This is a genomic window from Novilysobacter antarcticus (assembly GCF_019802285.1).
Classification (GTDB): Bacteria; Pseudomonadota; Gammaproteobacteria; order Xanthomonadales; family Xanthomonadaceae; genus Novilysobacter; species Novilysobacter antarcticus.
In genome coordinates, this window is the sequence record NZ_JAIEUJ010000004.1 from 64,728 (window position 1) to 81,775 (window position 17,048).

16 protein-coding genes are annotated in these 17,048 nt (G+C 69.1%); 5 read left to right on the plus strand and 11 right to left on the minus strand.

Annotated features, from left to right (window positions below):
• Nucleotides 1-15: 15 nt before the first annotated feature.
• The 6 genes from KZ491_RS11555 to KZ491_RS11580 all read right to left on the minus strand — a co-directional run bounded on the left by KZ491_RS11555 (nt 16) and on the right by KZ491_RS11580 (nt 5,360).
• A complete protein-coding gene (locus KZ491_RS11555) occupies nt 16-2,412 on the minus strand; it encodes an MMPL family transporter (RefSeq protein ID WP_222566012.1) in 2,397 nt (798 codons plus the stop codon).
• Nucleotides 2,409-3,044: a LolA-related protein gene (locus tag KZ491_RS11560; protein ID WP_281421681.1), complete on the minus strand. Its 636-nt coding sequence runs from the start codon at nt 3,042-3,044 to the stop codon at nt 2,409-2,411. Before KZ491_RS11560 ends, KZ491_RS11555 begins: the two co-directional genes overlap by 4 nt.
• The gene (locus KZ491_RS11565; protein ID WP_222566014.1) at nt 3,007-4,005 is read right to left on the minus strand and encodes a lysophospholipid acyltransferase family protein; all 999 of its coding nucleotides are present in this window, start codon (nt 4,003-4,005) and stop codon (nt 3,007-3,009) included. Before KZ491_RS11565 ends, KZ491_RS11560 begins: the two co-directional genes overlap by 38 nt.
• On the minus strand, nt 4,002-4,307 hold the full coding sequence (locus KZ491_RS11570; protein ID WP_222566216.1) for an ApeI family dehydratase: 306 nt from the start codon (nt 4,305-4,307) through the stop codon (nt 4,002-4,004). Before KZ491_RS11570 ends, KZ491_RS11565 begins: the two co-directional genes overlap by 4 nt.
• A gap of 69 nt (nt 4,308-4,376) precedes the next feature.
• Nucleotides 4,377-5,066 carry a COG4648 family protein gene (locus KZ491_RS11575; protein ID WP_246606809.1) on the minus strand — a complete coding sequence of 230 codons (690 nt, stop codon included), beginning with the start codon at nt 5,064-5,066 and terminating at the stop codon, nt 4,377-4,379.
• 24 nt (nt 5,067-5,090) lie between these two features.
• Nucleotides 5,091-5,360 (minus strand): phosphopantetheine-binding protein, encoded by a 270-nt coding sequence (locus KZ491_RS11580; RefSeq protein ID WP_222566015.1) that lies wholly within the window; start codon nt 5,358-5,360, stop codon nt 5,091-5,093.
• A gap of 203 nt (nt 5,361-5,563) precedes the next feature.
• Here KZ491_RS11580 and KZ491_RS11585 point away from each other — a divergent pair, with 203 nt between their 5' ends.
• The 5 genes from KZ491_RS11585 to KZ491_RS11605 all read left to right on the plus strand — a co-directional run bounded on the left by KZ491_RS11585 (nt 5,564) and on the right by KZ491_RS11605 (nt 9,219).
• Nucleotides 5,564-6,562, plus strand: coding sequence for a chorismate transformation FkbO/Hyg5 family protein (locus KZ491_RS11585; RefSeq protein WP_343225619.1), 999 nt, complete (start codon nt 5,564-5,566; stop codon nt 6,560-6,562).
• 73 nt (nt 6,563-6,635) lie between these two features.
• Entirely contained in the window at nt 6,636-6,884 is a 249-nt protein-coding gene (locus tag KZ491_RS11590; RefSeq protein ID WP_222566016.1) for a hypothetical protein, read from the plus strand.
• 82 nt (nt 6,885-6,966) lie between these two features.
• Nucleotides 6,967-7,962 (plus strand): porphobilinogen synthase, encoded by a 996-nt coding sequence (gene hemB, locus KZ491_RS11595; protein WP_222566017.1) that lies wholly within the window; start codon nt 6,967-6,969, stop codon nt 7,960-7,962.
• A 121-nt stretch (nt 7,963-8,083) separates the two neighbouring features.
• Nucleotides 8,084-8,932, plus strand: coding sequence for a shikimate dehydrogenase (aroE, locus tag KZ491_RS11600; protein ID WP_222566018.1), 849 nt, complete (start codon nt 8,084-8,086; stop codon nt 8,930-8,932).
• Between the two features lie 116 nt (nt 8,933-9,048).
• Nucleotides 9,049-9,219 (plus strand): hypothetical protein, encoded by a 171-nt coding sequence (locus KZ491_RS11605; protein ID WP_222566019.1) that lies wholly within the window; start codon nt 9,049-9,051, stop codon nt 9,217-9,219.
• Here the strand turns inward: KZ491_RS11605 and KZ491_RS11610 are convergent.
• The 5 genes from KZ491_RS11610 to KZ491_RS11630 are packed head-to-tail and all read right to left on the minus strand — an operon-like array spanning nt 9,216 to nt 16,939.
• Entirely contained in the window at nt 9,216-9,761 is a 546-nt protein-coding gene (locus KZ491_RS11610) for a gamma carbonic anhydrase family protein (RefSeq protein ID WP_246606810.1), read from the minus strand. The genes KZ491_RS11605 and KZ491_RS11610 overlap by 4 nt on opposite strands.
• Nucleotides 9,762-9,818: 57 nt before the next feature.
• The gene (locus KZ491_RS11615; RefSeq protein ID WP_222566021.1) at nt 9,819-10,634 is read right to left on the minus strand and encodes an OmpA family protein; all 816 of its coding nucleotides are present in this window, start codon (nt 10,632-10,634) and stop codon (nt 9,819-9,821) included.
• Between the two features lies 1 nt (nt 10,635).
• Nucleotides 10,636-11,637: a type VI secretion system-associated protein TagF gene (gene tagF / locus KZ491_RS11620; RefSeq protein WP_222566022.1), complete on the minus strand. Its 1,002-nt coding sequence runs from the start codon at nt 11,635-11,637 to the stop codon at nt 10,636-10,638.
• Nucleotides 11,637-15,425 (minus strand): type VI secretion system membrane subunit TssM, encoded by a 3,789-nt coding sequence (tssM, locus tag KZ491_RS11625; RefSeq protein ID WP_222566023.1) that lies wholly within the window; start codon nt 15,423-15,425, stop codon nt 11,637-11,639. Before tssM ends, tagF begins: the two co-directional genes overlap by 1 nt.
• A gap of 17 nt (nt 15,426-15,442) precedes the next feature.
• Nucleotides 15,443-16,939: a hypothetical protein gene (locus KZ491_RS11630; protein WP_222566024.1), complete on the minus strand. Its 1,497-nt coding sequence runs from the start codon at nt 16,937-16,939 to the stop codon at nt 15,443-15,445.
• Between the last annotated feature and the right edge of the window lie 109 nt (nt 16,940-17,048).

Consider the following 17,048-nt stretch of genomic DNA (forward strand, 5'->3'; position numbering starts at 1 on the left):
GCTGTGGTTCCCGGCTCAATGGGGCACCTGCGCATGCTGATTTTCGGGCATGGGACCAGGCGTCGCGCCGGGTCCGGTCGCAGCAGCCGGCTGGCGCACGATCAACAGCGCCAGCACGAAGTTGAACACCACGCCCAGTGCCACGGTGCTGCCGATCGCCTGCAGCACCGGGATGCTGGAGGTCGCCAGCAACGCGAACACCAGCAGGGTGGCCAGACTGCACACGATGATCGCGTGCAACGCACGCAACTGGCCCTCGCGGCTGTCGCCGGCGTGATCGAAGAACAGCCCGTAGTCCAATCCCAGTCCGCAGGCCAGGATCAGCGCCACGAGGTGGAACAGGTTCAACTCGACACCGAAGCCGCGCAACACCGCCAGCAGCACGATGATGGCCAGCGCCATGGGCGCGAGCACGCGCAAGGTTCGGTGGACGTCGCGCAGGGCGACCCAGATCGTCGCCACAAGCAACACCGCCGCCAGGGCGAGCGCCCACAGCAGGCGGGTGCGGTATTCGGCCACCAGTGATTCGGAGGCGTCCTTGAGGTCGAGCAACTGCGCACCGTGGGGTGCCAGCACCGCGGCCGCCGCGACGGGATCCTCCAGGCCGCTGAGCGCCACCAGTGCGGTGGCATGCGAATCACTGCGCAGGAGCAGGCCGTCGACCCGCGCCGCCAGCGGCGTGCCGGTCAGGTCGGCTGCCGTCAGCGGCGGCGCGGCCCGCGCGGCGGCGACGTCGGCAAGAAACGGCGCGAACACGTCACTGCGGAACGGACTGTCAGCCACCGCCGCGTCCAGCGCCGCCTGCAGCGTCGGTGCATCCGGCAACCGCTCCTGGCGCGCACGCTGGGCCGCCACGCTGGGCAGGTAACGCGAGGCGAGGTCAAAGCCCTGCAACAACCCGTCGGCCTGCATCTGCTCGAGTACCGGCTCCAGCGCTTCGGACGCCTGGAGCGCGGCCTCGGCATCCGCGCCCTGGATGACCATCAGGTAGCGCACATCCGGCGCTCCCAGTTCGGCGCGCAGCTGGCCGTCCTGCACCAGCAGGTGCTCCGGAACCGGGGTCAGGCGGGACAGGTCGTTCTGCCAGAACGGTCCGGGCACGAGCCAGATTACCGCCAGGCCAGCCGCGCCCAGCAGGATGCCGGTGATCACGCCCATCCGCGGCCAGCGCGAAAAATGCCCCCACACCCGGGCCATCGCCGGCGACGACGCGGCGTCGTAGGGCTTGCCACCGTTTTCGGCAGTGTCGATCAGACCCGGCAACAGGTAGCGCGTGGTCAGCGCAGCCACGCTGAGGCCAGCGATGGTGAACACCGCGAGCTGCTTCAAGCCGTCCACGCCGGAGATCAAAAAGGTCAGATAGGCGATGCAGGTGGCGACCACGCCGGTGCCCAGAGTCGGCCAGAGCGAGCGCGCGTTGTCCCACGGCGAGAGCCCGGGGCGCTGGTGGCTGATCAGGTGGATCGGGTAATCCTGCGCCACCCCGATCAGGGTGAAGCCGAACGCCACGGTGATGCCGTGGATGCCGTCAAACCCCAAAGCGACGGCGGCCATGCCCGACAGCCCGCCGCTGGCCAGCGGCAGCGCGGCAAGCAGGGGAACCCGCCAGCTGCGGTAGGCGATCAGCAGCAGCAGCGAGAAAATGACGCCATCCAGACTGCCGATGAAGCTTGCCTCGCTTTGGGTACGCCCGCCGACCTCCACCGCAAACGCGCCCGGGCCACTGACCAGCAATTGCGAGGAACTGTCGCCGCGGGCAGCATCGAAGGCCGCGTGCAGCTTCGCCAATGCCGCCTCCTGGCCGCCGGGATCAAACCCGGCCGCTGTGGTCTGCACGGCCAGCAGGGCGCGCTTGCCCTCGCGGTCAAACCAGACCCCGTGCTGTTGCTGAGGGCCGTTGGCCGGCTGCCAGGTGTCGGCCAGGGCCAGCACCTCCAGGGTCGGATCGGCCGGCAACAGCGGCTCGACCAAGGCGGCCACCGGCGAGCCCAGATCCTGCAGGCGCGCGTCCAGCTGGTCCGACAGGTACGCCGCGTCCAGCGCCTGGTGGTCCAGCGTGGTCGAGAGCAGATAGCGGTACGGGCGCAGCGCTTCGGGAATCGATTCCAGTCCGGCCACCCCGCCGTTGGCGGCGAGGCTGAAAGCCGGGTCCCCGGCCAGCGCGCCAACCATCGCCGCGGACTGTCGGGCCAGCACCTCGGGCCGGTCGCCGGAGATCGCCAACAGCAGCAGGCGCGAGCCGGGGCCCTCGCCGAGCTCGTCGATCAGCAGCTTCTGCGCGGGCGTGCGTGCCTCGGGCATGAACTTGCGCAGATCGCCGGTCAGCTGCAACTGCTGGCTGATCCACCAACCGCCCACCAGCAACAGCGCCAGCCACGTGAGGGCCAGCGAGAGGCGCCAGCGCGGACTCATCGGGAGGCGACGCCCCGATGGCAAAGACGGGCGACGCCGTCGGCGTCCACCACCGCCGGGGCCGCCTCCGCCGCGCTGGCCAGCAGGGTGCGCTGGGGCTGCAGCTCATCCACCATGCGGGTCTCGATGCAGCGCAGCTCGGCGTCCTGGCCGTACAGGGTGATCGTCTGCACTCGGCGAGCCAGTTCATCCTCAGCCGGGGTCAACTCCAGGCTCCAGTGCTGCCGGGTACCGTCACTGCGCAGGCGGTAAACCGACTCGAGCGCGGCGAGATCGCCTGACAGCAGCGCACCAAAACTGTCCTGCAGGCCGGCGAGCTCGGGCGCCCGCGCCAGCGAGAAGGTCCGCGGTGCGCGTCCGGCGCGCTCAATGGTGGCCTGGCCGGCGTGGATGGTCGTGGTCTCCACATAGGGATCGCGCACGGCGCGTACCAGGACACCGTCCTGTGGACGCCGGTACTCGCCGCTCAGCCGCAGCGCATTCTTGAGCATCCGCGACTCGCGCACCTCCACGAACGGCGTTGCCATCGGCGCCGGCTGGGCAAGCTTGCCGAGGATCCAGCCGGCAGTGACCGCCTCCCCGGGCTTGTCTGCCTCAGCCGCGCTCGCCGCCAACGCGCTCGCCAGCAACAACGGTACCGCCAGCCATCGCACGCCCGGCCGCGCCCGGTGCGGGAACGGGGTCGATCGCTTCATCTTCGGGTTGCCAGAAGTCATAGAAATTGAACCAGTTGTAAGGGGCGTTGCGGACATGGTGCTGCAAGCGGTCGGCGTAGCGCTGAATGATCGCCTGCAGGGCGTGCTGGCGCTGCCTGCGCTCGATGCGGATGCACGGATCGAACATCTCGAACACCAGATCGTAGCGGTTACCGCCGCGATACAGGCCAAAGCCCAGCAGCACCGGCACTTTCAGCACGCTCGCCACCAGCCACGGCGCGGCCGGGAAGCGCGCTGTCCCTCCCAGGAAGCTCGCCGGGTGGGATGCTTGTCCGGGCTGGATCCGGTCGACCAGCATCGCCACCAGCGCCCCCGCATCGGTCGCCTCCTTGATCGCCAGCAGCAGCGAAGGCCCGTCCTGCCCGGCGTCGATCACGGTTTTGGCAACGCCGGGATTCAGCGAGTCCAGCAATTGGGTCAGTGCCGGGTTGTGGCCGACGTCCAGCACCACCCGCAACTGCACCTGCGGACGCTGGATGGCGAGCATCCGCAACACCTCGAAGCTGCCCAGATGGGAGCCGAACATCAGCACGCCGCGGCCGTGGTCGAGTTGCTCGACCAACTGCTCCACGCCGTCCACCCGCAGGTCGAACCGGGCGAGCTCGCCGCCAAGCAGGAACACCCGGTCCAGGATCGTCGCGGAAAACACATGGACGTGGCGGAACACGTCGCGCCAGCGCGCCGGCCGTCCCAGCACGCGGCTCAGGTAGTCACGCGAGGCCCGACGCTCCGGGCCGCGGGCGAGGACGTAGTACGCCGTGATCGGCCACAGCAGCAGCCGGGTCGGACCGCGCCCGACTACTTCGGCGATCGTGCGGATCAATCCGAATGCAAGGCGGCTGCCGCCTTCAGGCCGTTCTACCCAGCTGTCACTCACGAAGGCGACCCGGCAACCACTTCACCGCTGGCCAGCAAACTCTCGCCGCGGTGGATGCGGAAGCGCCAGCGCAGCGGTGCCTCCCCGGACAGCGCCTGCAGCTCGATCGACGCCGTCTGCTCGGGCAGCAGCGGCTGCAGGAACTTGACCTGCGGCAGGCGCAGCGGGGCGCCTGCGGCCTCCGGATAGCGGGATTCGATCAGTTCCAGCACACGGTCCAGCATCACCACGCCGGGCACCACCGGACGGCCGGGAAAATGGCCCGGCAGGCTGGGATGGTCGGCGGCGATCACGAACGGCACGGGGACCACGGAGGCTTTCACGCTGCAGCAATGCGGACCGGCAAGGATAAGCCAGCGCGATGAACGGCGTCAGCGGAACATGTCGCGCCAGAAACCCGGGCCCAGCTGGCCCATCCGGCGCAGGAAGTCGACGAAGTTGCGATACGGCGGATCCGGGAACCAGCGCTTGCGCAGCAGGTACTCACCGATAAAGAACACCGCAAGGATCCCGTAATCCAGCAGATTGGCGAACCACGACCACGCCTGCTGGCTCACGCTGATGACCGGCGGGTAGCCCAACCGGGCCAGCACGCCATCGGGCACCGCGATCACCGCAAGTGCGGTATCGGCCAGCGCCAGCATGGCCAGCAGAACTGCCCAGGCGAGGGTCAGCCGCGTGGTGTAGCGCAGCAGGCGCGGCTCCAACGCATCGGGCGGGCAGCCTTCCATCGCCGCCGCGATCCGGGTGATCACCGGCACCCGCCCGCCGCGCAGGCTGCGGGCGAAGAACCAGGAGATCAACGCGGCGAACAACGCCGGTGGGCCGAGCAACAACACCACCGGCAGATCGCTGCCGCGCATCGCCCACAGGCCGGCGCAGAAAAGCGCCAGCAGCAACCAGGCCCAGGCGCGGACGCGCAGCAACGGCTCCAGCAGCACCACCAAGGCCAGATCGAGCAACGCCACCATCGCCAGCGCGTTGTTGGCATCCACGCTGGCGCGGTGGGCAAGCAGCGGATAGGCCGCCGCGAGCACCACCCGCAGCAGCACGATGACCATCACCTGCGCTGGCGCGGCGGTGCGTCAGCCGGCCTTGTTCTGCTCCACATGCGCCGACAGCGAGCGCAGGGAGGCGAAGACCCGGCGGTTCTCGTCGCTGTCAGAGCGCAGCTGGAAGCCGTACTCCTTGCTGATCGCCAGCGCCAGTTCGAGCGCGTCGATCGAGTCCAGGCCCAGGCCGTCGCCAAACAGGGCCGCCTCGGGATCGATCTCAGCGGGCACCACGTCTTCCAGATTGAGGCTGTCAACCAGCAGTCGGGCAAGGGCGGCCTCGGCAGGGCTTTGTGCGGACATCGAAGTACTTCCGTTGGATGGGATCGGGCAACGATCCGGCATGGCGCCGCCGGGCGCAACCACGCAACCGTCGCGGGGGCTCCGGTTATCATGGCCGACATGACCGTTTTTGCATCTCATCCGGGCGTTTTCCACGACCTGGCGCCGGACCGTATCCCCGCGTGCCCCCTGCTTGCGCCCCACCGCGTGCGGGACAACGCGGCATGACGGGAATTACCCTGGCGGCCCCATCCGCCGCCGGACTGGACATCAGTTACAGCAACGACGCGCTGGACACGTTGCTGGCCGACGCCAGCACCTTGGCCGTGTTCGGCTTCGGCGAAGCGGCGCCATCCAGTGACGATCCGCGCTACCTCCGGGTCAGCCTCGAGCCGCACGGCCCGGCATCGCTGGAGATCTGGCGCAGCCACGGCCCGGTCCGCCACGGCCGCACCGACGGGGTGGCCTGGGCCGAGGACGGGCACCTGCAATTCGGCGCATTGCAACTGGACGAACCGGGCGGGCAGGACATCGGCGCCGCGGCGTGCGACGCCTACCGGCGCCTGCTGGCCTTCACCGGCGAGCGCGGCTACCCCCACCTGCTGCGCATCTGGAACTACCTGGACGCGATCACCGACGGTGACGGCGACGAGGAGCGCTACCGGCGTTTCTGTGTCGGCCGCGCCGCCGGTCTGGGCGAGTACGAAGCGAGCCGGCTGCCCGCAGCCACCGCGATCGGACGCCTCGACGGCCGGCGCCAGTTGCAGGTCTATTGGCTGGCCAGCACCACACCGGGACGGCCGCTGGAGAATCCGCGCCAGATCAGTGCCTGGCGATACCCCCGCCAGTACGGCCCGCAACCGCCCAGTTTTGCCCGGGCCATGCTGCCCGCCAGCCCGGCGATGCCGCTGTTGCTGTCGGGCACGGCGGCCATCGTCGGCCATCGCTCGCTGCACGCCGATTCGGTGGCTACCCAGCTCGACGAAACCCTGGCCAACTTTGCCAGCCTGATCGGCGCCGCCCGCGAGCACCGTCCGGCCTTGCCCGCAGACTTTGGCCCGGGTTCGCGCCTCAAGGTGTATGTGCGCGACGCCGCCGAGCTGGACCACGTTGCCGGATTGCTGGACCAGCGACTGGACCCGGCCGTCGCGCGGATCATCCTGCACGCGCAGGTCTGCCGCGGCGAGCTCGCCTTGGAAATCGACGGTTCGCATGACCTATGAGCCTCGACCGGGGCGCCCTCCTGGGTGATATTGGCGCCATTGCGGCCACCGGCCGCTCCAAGGAGACATCAAGATGGGACTGATCAGCCTGCTGTGGGGCATCGTGGCGATGATCTGGATGGTGATCGCGCTGATTCCGCTGCTGGGATGGGGCAACTGGTTCCTGATTCCATTCGCCGCGGTTGGTGCGATCGTGGCGGCCATCGGCATCATGCTGACCCGGGCCGAAAACCGCGGGCGGGCCAAGGCCGGGCTGGTCCTCAACGGCATCGTGATCGCGGTGGCCGTGTTCCGCCTCAGCATCGGCGGCGGCATCATCTGAATCCGCCCCCGCCGGGCGGCAGCCAGCCAGTGGCCCGTTTCAGCGGCGACCGGCTGTCATCGTCCGGCGTAGAATGGGCGTCATGAGCAGCTATCCCTACGTACGCCCGCGACGGATGCGTCGCGATGAGTTCTCCCGCCGCCTGATGCGCGAGACGGTTCTTACCAGCAACGACCTGATCTACCCGGTCTTCGTACACGAGCTGGAGGGCCGCGAGGCCATCCCGTCCATGCCCGGCGTGGATCGCCTGTCGATCGATGAACTGCTGCGTGTCGCGGAGCAGGCCAGCGAGTTGCGGATTCCCGCGCTGGCCCTGTTCCCGGTCACCGCGCCGGAGGCCAAGTCGCTGGACGCGGCCGCCGCGTGGGATGAGAACGGCCTGTGCCAACGCGCGGTGCGGGCGCTGAAGGCCCGCTTCCCGCAGCTCGGTGTGATCACCGATGTCGCGCTGGACCCGTACACCAGCCACGGTCAGGACGGCCTGCTCGACGCGCACGGTTACGTGGTCAACGAGTCCACCGTCGAGGCACTGGTCAAACAGGCGCTGTCGCATGCCGCTGCCGGCGTGGACATCGTCGCGCCCAGCGACATGATGGACGGCCGCATCGGCGAGATCCGCGGCGCGCTGGAGATCGAGGGCTACATCCACACCCGCATCCTGGCCTACAGCGCCAAGTACGCCAGCGCGTTCTACGGCCCGTTCCGCGACGCGGTCGGCAGCGCCAGCGCGCTGGGCAAAGCCGACAAGAAGACCTACCAGATGGACCCGGCCAACACCGACGAGGCCCTGCACGAGGTCAGCCTGGACCTGGCTGAAGGCGCCGACATGGTGATGGTCAAGCCGGGCATGCCGTATCTGGACATCGTGCGCCGGGTAAAGGACGAGTTCGGTGTGCCGACCTTCGCCTACCAGGTCAGCGGCGAATACGCGATGCTGAAGGCCGCAATCCTCAACGGCTGGCTGGACGAGCGCGGCTGTGTGCTGGAAGCGCTGACCAGCATCAAGCGCGCAGGCGCAGATGGCGTGCTGACGTACTTCGCCCTGGATGCGGCGCGCTGGCTGCGCGAGCAGGAGTGATCGCGGCCGCTCAGTGCGGCGCTGTCTCGCCGTAGACTGGGCGACAGAAGGGGATGCGGTACCGCGCGGTAGCCGTCCCGCCTGCCCCGGCAACCAATCCACTGTTCAAGCGAGGTCCGTCATGTCCACTCCCCGATTTGCCCTGATCGGCCACCCTGTCGCGCACTCGCTGTCGCCACGGATCCACGCCGCGTTCGCGCGCCAGACCGGCATCGCGATGGACTACGGCCTGATCGACGCGACCGCCGAGGAATTCGACGACGCCCTGGCCAAGTTCGCTGCCTCCGGTGGCAGGGGCGCCAACGTGACCCTGCCACACAAGGCGCGCGCCGCCGCGGCCTGCGAGAGCCTCAGCGACCGCGCGCGCCGCTGCGGCGTGGTCAATACCCTGACCCGCACCGCCACCGGCTGGGCAGGCGACAATACCGACGGCCTCGGGCTGGTGCGTGACCTGACCGATCGCCATGGCCAGGACCTGCGCGGCCGCCGAGTGCTGTTGATCGGCGCGGGCGGGGTTGCCCACGGCGTCGCCCCGGCGTTGCTGGACGCAGGGATCTCCGGCCTGATGATCGTCAACCGCACCGACAGCCGGACCGACGCGCTGGCCGACCTGCTCGGCGATCCGGCGCGCGTGCATCCGCGCAACTTCGCCGACCTGCACACCCAGGGTGTGTTCGACCTGATCATCAACGCCACCTCGATCGGCCACGCGGCTGACGGCGGCGAGCTGTCGCTGCCCAGCTCGCTGATCGCGCCGCGCGGCGACGTGGTCGACCTGGGCTACGGCGAGGCATCGATCGGCTTCCTGGCCTGGGCGCGCGCCGGTGGCGCCGACCAGATGATGGACGGCCTGGGGATGCTGGTGGAACAGGCCGCAGAGAGCTTCAACATCTGGCACGGCGTTCGCCCCAACACCGACGAGATCTATGCCGAGCTACGCGCGGAGAGCGGCTCGACGGCCGTTGTCTGACACCGCACGAACGTGATCATGACCCGCCGCACCGCTGCGGCGGGCGCCGCCGCATGCGCCGGCGCGTCTACCAAACAAGCCCCGGCAGCCGCCGAACCTGTGGAGACCCCGTAGCCGTGGACCCGATTCTGAAAAACGGTTTGATCATCACCCTGGTCGGCCTGGTGATCCTCATCATCGGTTACACCCGGCGCGAATCCCGCTCCGGGCCGTTGCTGATGTGGGCCGGCGTAACCACCATGATCGGGGTGGTGGTGTATTACATCCTGCGCAATCTGGGAATCTAGTCGCTGCCCGCCATCTTCAGATAGGCGTCCTTCAGGCGGACGTAGTGCTGCGCGCTGTAGCGCAGCTGTTCCAGCTCGCGCTCGGCAAGTTTGCGCACGAACCGCGCCGGACTGCCCAGCCAGAGCTCGCCTTCACCCACGGTCTTGCCGGGTGCGACCACGGCGCCGGCACCGACAAACCCGAAGCGCGACACCGTCGCGCCATCCAGCACCACTGCGCCCATGCCGACCAGGCAGAACTCCTCCAGCCGGCACGCATGGATCACGGCGGCGTGGCCGACGGTCACGTCGTTGGCGATCACCGTGGGAAACCCGCCCGGCCGGGTGAACGGCCCTTCGTGGGTGACGTGGATGATGGCGCCGTCCTGGATATTGGTGCGCGCGCCAATGTGGATCGAATTGACGTCGCCGCGGACCACGCAGGCTGGCCAAATGGAAACGTCGTCCTCCAGGGAGACGTTGCCGATGACCGTCGCGGCCGGGTCAACGTAGACGCGCGCGCCGAGCCGGGGAGTGTGGTCGAGAAAGGGTCGAATGCTCATCACCCCAGTCTAGTCGGCCTGCGTACAATCGCCACCCGCCAAACGCTTCGCGGCGTGCTACATCACCCGGAATTCGATCCGGCGGTTGCGGGCGCGGCCGTCATCGGTGTCGTTCTCTGCAACCGGGCGGTCGGGACCGAAGCCCTGCACGCTGAGGTTGTCAGCGCTGACGCCGCGCTGTTCCAGGTAGGCCTTCACCGCGATCGCCCGCTGCAGGCTCAGGGCGATATTGGATTCGCGCGAGCCCACGCTGTCGGTGTGGCCGATCACCTGGACCTGCTGCTGGCCGACTTTCTCCAGCGCCACCGCCATCTCGTCCAGGATCGCGCGGCCGCCGTCGGTCAGGGTCGCGCTGCCACTCTTGAACTCGATGATGCGGTCGGCCAGGGTCTGGTCCAGCAGGTCCTGCTTGCTGCCACCACCGCCGACCAGCGAGTTCTTCAGCACGTAGCTCGGGCCCGCGCCAGTCGCTATCGCGCTGGCCACCTGTTGCCGCGCGGCCTCGTTGCCGACCTGACCGGTGATGCGCACGCTGTTGCCGTCGATGGTCAGCTCGCCGCCCGACACCTCCTTCAGGTCCGGGCCGAGCATGCCCAGCACACGATCGCTCCAGTTGGGCGGGGCGATCACCGCGTCCACCTCGATCCGATCGACCACCCGGTTGGCGCCGTAGAGCTCGCGCAAGCGCTCCAGGATCGCCGCGCGGGTCGCCTCATCGGGCACCGTTCCGGTGGCAATCACCGGCTTCTCCGCCGCCGGCCCGTTCGCGCCGCCGGCCTGCGCGAGCCCTACCGCCGGTGAAAGCAGCAGGCCGATCGCCAGCAGCCACGAGGTAAGCGGTCCAGTCGCCGCCGGTACAGGTTGTGAGCGCATGTCAGGTTCCAAGGAAGGTCTCGTTGAACGTCTTGCGTGCGGCGCGCAGCGAGAGCTGGTCGCGATCCAGGTAACTGACCAGCCGGTTGAGGGCGTAGTCGCCGGCGATGTGTTCCTCGACCCACTCGGCATCATCGACCGCGATCAGCTGCTCCTGGCCGACGCGGCCATCCAGCGTCGCCTGCAGCAGGCGGCCGTCGGCGCCGTTGAAGCCGATTAGCAGGCGCGGCCCGGCCGCGGACGCGGTGGCCGCGTCGCAAACCAGCACGGTCAGTTCGAAATCCGCCCGGCCCAGGAAGCCGGCCAGCAGGTCGAGCCAGAACGCCGCCACCAGCGGCCGGTACAGCGCGTCCACCGGCAGTGGCAGCGACAGCCCCTTGTCGACCTGGGCCGCACCGCCGGAGATCACCGGCTGCAGCAGCATCCCCAGCGCGGGCAGCAACCAGCGCAACTGGAGGTGCGGGTAGCCGGACTGGCGCAGCAACGCCTGCAGCGAGCCGATGTCCTGCAACTCGATGAAATCGTCGAACGCGGCGTCGTAGACGCGCGGGTCGGTGTTGATCGCGACGCGCCCGTCAGCCAATTCGCGCAACGGCTCGGCCGGATCCTCGGCGGCAACGATCTGCTGCCCGCTGCGCGCCAGCCTGGACCACAGCCGCGACAGCGCCAGCGGACTGCGGCCGATGAACGCCAGCGGCTGGGCGACCTCGAACCGCGTCGCAGCGAGAAACGGGAACCGGCGCTGCGAACTGTCCCGGCTGGGCAGGTAATGACCACCGATCGCCAGCCGGCTGCGTGAGCCGACGAAGGCGAAGTGCAGCGGGGATGCCTGGTCGTACAGCTGCTTCCAACCCGGATCGCTGGCCAGCAGCTCCAGTCCCTGGCCGGCCCAGCGGTCCAGCAGCATCATCAGCTGGTGGCTTTCCGGGGTGCGCACGAAGTCCCCGCGACTGGGCAGTTTGCCGAAGTAGCTGACCGGGTGCGCCGTCTCGACTGCGACCATCACTGCGCCCCCGCCGGAGACGCGGCCCCCGTGGTGGTGGCGCCGGGCGAGGGTTGCGAGGACACCGCCGCGCCGGCCACCACCGCCGGCAGCTTCAGGCCCAGGGAATCATTGGCACCGGCGTTGGACTCCACCGTGCTGACGATCCGCAACTCCACCTCGACCTTGGCGCCATCGCGGTTCCAGCCCAGCCGGTAATGCTGGCGGCCCAGGCTGGTTTTCTCGGCTGCGTCGAACATCGCCGAGGTCGCGCTGTCGCCCGGAGCGTTGAACACCTCCACGGTGCGCCCGTCGCCGGTGACCGCGTGGATCTGCACCCCCGGCACGCCCTCCCCGGGCAGCTGGAAGGTGTGCCACTGCGGCGGCGTATTGCGGTAGCGCATCTGCTGGCCATCGACGGTCATCGTGTATTCGCGTCCGTGCGCCGCCAGCGGCAGCACCTGGAAGACCATCGTCGGGCCCTCGCCGGCGGCGGTCGCGCCGACCCAGCGCCCGTAGCCGGCGACCAGTTCCGGGCGCAGATTGATACCGATGTCGGCCCACTGGCGAGGCGTCAACATGGTGCCGCGGCGGATCACCAGCGACCCGAGAGCGGACTCGCCAAACTTCGCGATCGCCCCCTGCGGGCCAAAGATCTGCTCGATGTCCGAGCGCGCCGCTTCCACCGTTGCCTCCGGCGTGTACGGATAACGCTGGCCGATGCCGTCCTCGAACGGGCGCAGCACCTGTGCGGTCCAGGTCTGGTTGATCTCGCCCTCGGTCGGCCGCACCAGCGCGGCGAACGCCTGCACCAGCGGTCGCAGCAGCAGCGGGCGCAGGGTATTGCGCTGGTCCTCGGCCAGGCCGTTGAGCATCTGCTCGTCCACCAGCTTCAAGGCCAGGTCCAGTTCGGAGCCGCCGTCCAGGGTGTCCTGCATCAGCTTGCGCGCGCCCGGACCCGGGTCGCCCTGGGTCTTGATCTGGTTGAAGCGGCTGCGGACCTTGCCCAGCGCCTCGAAGTACTGCGGCAGCAACGCCGGCCCACCGTCGTGCTCGACCAGCAGCCGCGCCAGACCGGCGAACTTCTGCCCCAGCGGTCCGGCTTCGGTCGTGCCCTTCTCGCCGGTGTCGGGATCCACCGACACCGGGATCGAGGTCGGATTGCGCCGCATGATCACCCGGTTGAACCAGCTGGCGATGCCACCCTTGACCGCGCCCGCGGTGGCGTTGGCGGCAGCCGGGTTGTCCCACACGGTTTCCCGGTTAACGGCTTCCAGCAGCACCCGCAGCGGCGAATTGACCGGATCGCCAAGGCGGTTCATCTGGGTCACCGCTTCCTCGAAATTGTCGAAGCGGGCGACGCTGATGCCTTGCAGGAACTTGCTCCACTCGCGCGCGTATTCCGCCTTGTACATCTCCGCCAGCTCCCTGGCGATGTGTTGTGGGCTGCCGGCCAGGGTCAGGTCGTTCTGCACCGTGGCCTCCAGCACCCAATCGGTGCTGCTCAACTCGGTGGTGGAGGCGTCCTTGATCGCGCCCTGGACGTAGTCCTCCCAGGCCTTGCGGGTGAAGGTGCCGGGAATCTGGTGGCTGCCGGTGACCGCGCCGCCGGTCTGCTTGTCGCCCAGCAGGCTGGCCACGGTGACCGGACTGAAGCGCGTTGCCGCCCGCGCCTTGATCTGGGCATACACGCGATCGCGCGCCGGCGTCCCCTTCATCACCTGGCGCAGCGCCTCGCGGCTGTCGTCCACCAGGCTGTACTTGAGCTCCAGTTGCGGCCAACCCGGGTCAGCCGACTGCTGGACATGGAAGGTCATGAGACGGCCGGCGGCGCGCAACAGCTCCTCGCGCGTCATCGCGCCCCGGTTCGCCTCCAGCCAACCGCGCCAAAAACGGGTCAGCTGGTCACTCAGGTGGGTCGCCTCCACGCGCTCGTGGTTGCCCAGCATCAGGTAGGTCTTGAGCGCGTTGTAGGCATCTTGCGAATCGGTCGCGACCGCATCCTCGTACAGGCGGGCGTCGCTGGTAGCGGCGGCATCGGCCGCATCGTCCTGGCTGTCGGACGGTGCGCCGGTCAGCGACGGCGGCTTCAGTTCGCTGCGCCTGGCCACCACCTGGGCCAGGTAGCTTTCCAGCTTGCTCGATACCGGCACCAGCATCAGATGGCGCATGCCGTGGAAGTACTCCTCGCGCAACTTGGCTTCCACTGCGTCGCCCTGGTAGAGGCCCAGGCCCAGGCTCAGCGGGTGATCATCGCGATGGCGCTGCAGCTGCTCCAGTCGATCCTGCAGCACGAGCAGGGCCTCGATGCGCGACTGCAGATCGACCTTTTCCGCCTGCACCGCGATGGCCTTGTCCAGGTCCGCGGTGGCGTCGGCAACCAGCTGCTGGTTGCCGCTGTAGGACCAGGTCCAGCCCGCCAGTACGATCGCCAGCGCAGCGACGGCGCCGGCGAACGCGGTGTAACGCACCCGGGTCCGACCCGGGTTGGAGTACTGCCGGACCAGCTGGCGGTCGGCGAAGATCACCTTCCGGAACAGCCCCAGCAGGAAGTGGCTGCTGTCGGCGGGGGCCACGGTCTCCCCGGTGCGGCTGCCGCCCTGCAGTTCGAACTGGCGCGCCACGCGCTCCGACGCGGGCTGCACGGTGACGCCCTCCTGCAGGGCGCTGGTGAAATAGAAGCCGCGGAACACCGGCTTGAACTGGTACGGGTTTTCCTCGAACAGCGTCGCGATGAAGGTCCGCAGTGCCGGCTTGATCCCGGCGAACTCCATCGGCATCGCCAGCAGGCCCGGACTGACATCCCGCCCGCGGGCCATCGCCATCTGCGCCAGGCCCATCTCACGCAGGCCGTCGGCAAGCACATCGAAGTGCTGGTCGAAGGATTCCAGCGCGTCGCCCTCGCCGCTGCCGGTGCCCTGCCGGTCGAGCTCGTAGGGGAGCGTTGCGCCCCAGGCGTTCTCGCGCTCGGACGGGTCCAGACCGCGGAAGAATTCACTGAAACCGCTGATCAGGTCGGCCTTGGTGAACACGACATAGACCGGCGCGTGGACCTCGAGCCGCTCGGTCAACTCCTGCACCCGTTGGCGCAGGTTCTTGGCCAGGTCGATGGCGAACTCGGGCTTGCTGCCCGACAGCTCTGCGATCGAGGCGGCGATGATGATGCCGTTGATCGGCGCGCGCGGCCGATGCTTCTTCAGCAGGTCCAGGAAGGTCAGCCATTCCAGCCGGTCCTCGGCGCTGACCGTGTAGCGGCCAGCCGTGTCCAGCACGATGCCTTCGGTGGTGAAGTACCAGTCGCAGTTGCGCGTGCCGCCGAGGCCGTGAATGACGTTGCTGCGGTTGTCCTCAAACGGAAAGCGCAGGCCCGAGTTGAGGATCGCGGTGCTCTTGCCGGCGGCCGGGTTGCCGATGATCACGTACCACGGCAGCTCGTAGAGCGCGGCGTTGCCCTTCATCTGGCCCAGGCGCGAGGTCTTGATCGCCTTGACGGCCTCGGCCATGCGCTCGCGCAGGACTTCGGCGTCCGCGCGCGCGGCAGGCTTGGCGGCAGTGACCGCGGTGTCGGCGTGCTCGGTGACCATGCTGTCCAGCCGCGTGGCGGCGCGCGCGGTGCGGACCTTACGCACGATGACGAATACCAGCCAGGCGACCACGGCGAGGATGAGCAGCGCCACCAGCCAGCCGCCAGCCGCCAGCAACGAGTCCTTGCCAAAGTAGGCGACGGCGGCGGCGATCACGATGCCCAGCGCGGCGAGCACGCGGTAATCCCTCAGCCAGAAACGGAGGTTGGTCCAGAAGCTGCTCATCTACACATCCATCATCGTCAAACGGTTTCCGCCGCGGGCGCGGCTGGGGATTCAGGGGTTGGCATTGGCGAGAGCGCGGCGGCGAATCGCACCCTGCCGTCGGCCACCGATGCGAGCACGACCGGCCCGTCATCGGCGGTGGCCTGCGCTGCCGCCGCGGCGAGCATCGCGAGTGCCGCAACCGCACCGGTCTCGCCACACACCAGGCCCAGGTGACGCCCCTGCTCGACCGGATCCAGCTCCGGGAGGCAGGCGGTCATCGCACCGGCGATCTCGATCGCACGGCTGGGGCGGTGGTCGGCGTCACTGAAGACGGCGGCGACGTCCTCGACCGGCAGCGCGGCGACCTCCAGCGCACGCTGCAGCAGCGCCGCCAGCTCGCGCCCGGCCGCACGCCCGTGGCCCGGTGCCCCGTGCACAACGCGATGCAGCCGCAGTGGCGGCGCGGCGCGACCCTCGCCCGGATTCGCCATCGACAGCCACAGTCCCGCCGCCCCTTCGCCGGGGATCAAGCCCTCCGGGTGGCCGCTGACCAGCAGCGAACGGGTTGCATCCAGTCTGCTCACCGCGAGTTCGTCCACGAGGCTGTGCGCCGCCAGCAACAGGTGGGTATCGGTTGGCGCCGCGTCCGCGGGTCCGTCGGTCTGGGCGAGACGGTCGATCACCCGCCACGCATCGGCGGCCCCGGCGACCGGCTCGACGCCAACCCGGAACGCGCCGCTCGCAAAACCAATCGCGCTTGCCTTGTCGGCGATCCAGGCGAGGCAGGCGCGACGCACCGGTTCAGTCCAGTGGGCCGGCAACAGCAGGCGGATGTGCAGCACCGGCGCTTGAGGCGGCGGAGCGAGGGCGCGCGAGGAGCGCGAGTGCTGCATCGCATGCGGGTGCATCGCCGTGTCCGTGGATGGTGCAGCCGCGATGCTCGCGTCGGCGGTCGGCAGGGCGGCGTAGAGCAGGTCCTCGGCCACCTGGTCCAGCAGCGCCAGCGCGCGGAGCTGGTCGTCGGCAAAGCCCGGCGAACGCGGTCCCGATTCCGGCAGCAGACCGCTGACGGCAACGCGGACCGACTCCACATCCAGATCATCGACCTGCGCGGCGAACACCGGCAGCCCCATCTGGTCGCGCAAGGACGGATGCAGCGACGGCCGCTGCGGCTGCAGCAGCGCGCCGGCCAGGACTTCGCCGCCGCTGCCGGCGCGGGTCAGGGCGGCGCTGTCCAGCAGATATACGATCCGGTCGGCTTCGACCTGTGTCGTTGCGACCTGGGGCGTGGCGCCGCCAGCGGGGGATTGCGGCGCCGCGTGGTCGCGGCGCGCCTTGCGCCAGCGCATGAGCGCCCGCACCAGGAGGAAGCCACCAATCAGCAACAGGGGCAGGACCAGCAGGTAGCCGACAATCTGCGGGGTGGCTGGAGTCGCCCCGCTGGCCCGCCAATACAGGATCGCCACGAGCCAGACCGCACCGAACACCAGCACGACGCCCAGCAGTCCGCGGATGACCGCACCCACCCTCATTGCCCCTGTTCCGCGCGCACTGGTTCCCGTCCCCTGCTAGCGGCCGGCCACGGCGCCGCCGTGGGTGATCCACGCGTAGACAACATCAACGGGTTTCCACATCGCCTTG

Bases quoted from the DNA above. Each gene is read 5' to 3' on its own strand.
- KZ491_RS11610 (WP_246606810.1), bottom strand. From the start codon at position 9,761: ATGAGCATTCGACCCTTTCTCGACCACACTCCCCGGCTCGGCGCGCGC.
- KZ491_RS11575 (WP_246606809.1), bottom strand. From the start codon at position 5,066: ATGGTCATCGTGCTGCTGCGGGTGGTGCTCGCGGCGGCCTATCCGCTG.
- KZ491_RS11580 (WP_222566015.1), bottom strand. From the start codon at position 5,360: ATGTCCGCACAAAGCCCTGCCGAGGCCGCCCTTGCCCGACTGCTGGTT.
- tssM (WP_222566023.1), bottom strand. From the start codon at position 15,425: ATGAGCAGCTTCTGGACCAACCTCCGTTTCTGGCTGAGGGATTACCGC.
- KZ491_RS11590 (WP_222566016.1), top strand. From the start codon at position 6,636: ATGGGACTGATCAGCCTGCTGTGGGGCATCGTGGCGATGATCTGGATG.
- KZ491_RS11585 (WP_343225619.1), top strand. From the start codon at position 5,564: ATGACGGGAATTACCCTGGCGGCCCCATCCGCCGCCGGACTGGACATC.
- KZ491_RS11615 (WP_222566021.1), bottom strand. From the start codon at position 10,634: ATGCGCTCACAACCTGTACCGGCGGCGACTGGACCGCTTACCTCGTGG.
- tagF (WP_222566022.1), bottom strand. From the start codon at position 11,637: ATGGTCGCAGTCGAGACGGCGCACCCGGTCAGCTACTTCGGCAAACTG.
- hemB (WP_222566017.1), top strand. From the start codon at position 6,967: ATGAGCAGCTATCCCTACGTACGCCCGCGACGGATGCGTCGCGATGAG.
- aroE (WP_222566018.1), top strand. From the start codon at position 8,084: ATGTCCACTCCCCGATTTGCCCTGATCGGCCACCCTGTCGCGCACTCG.
- KZ491_RS11630 (WP_222566024.1), bottom strand. From the start codon at position 16,939: ATGAGGGTGGGTGCGGTCATCCGCGGACTGCTGGGCGTCGTGCTGGTG.
- KZ491_RS11555 (WP_222566012.1), bottom strand. From the start codon at position 2,412: ATGAGTCCGCGCTGGCGCCTCTCGCTGGCCCTCACGTGGCTGGCGCTG.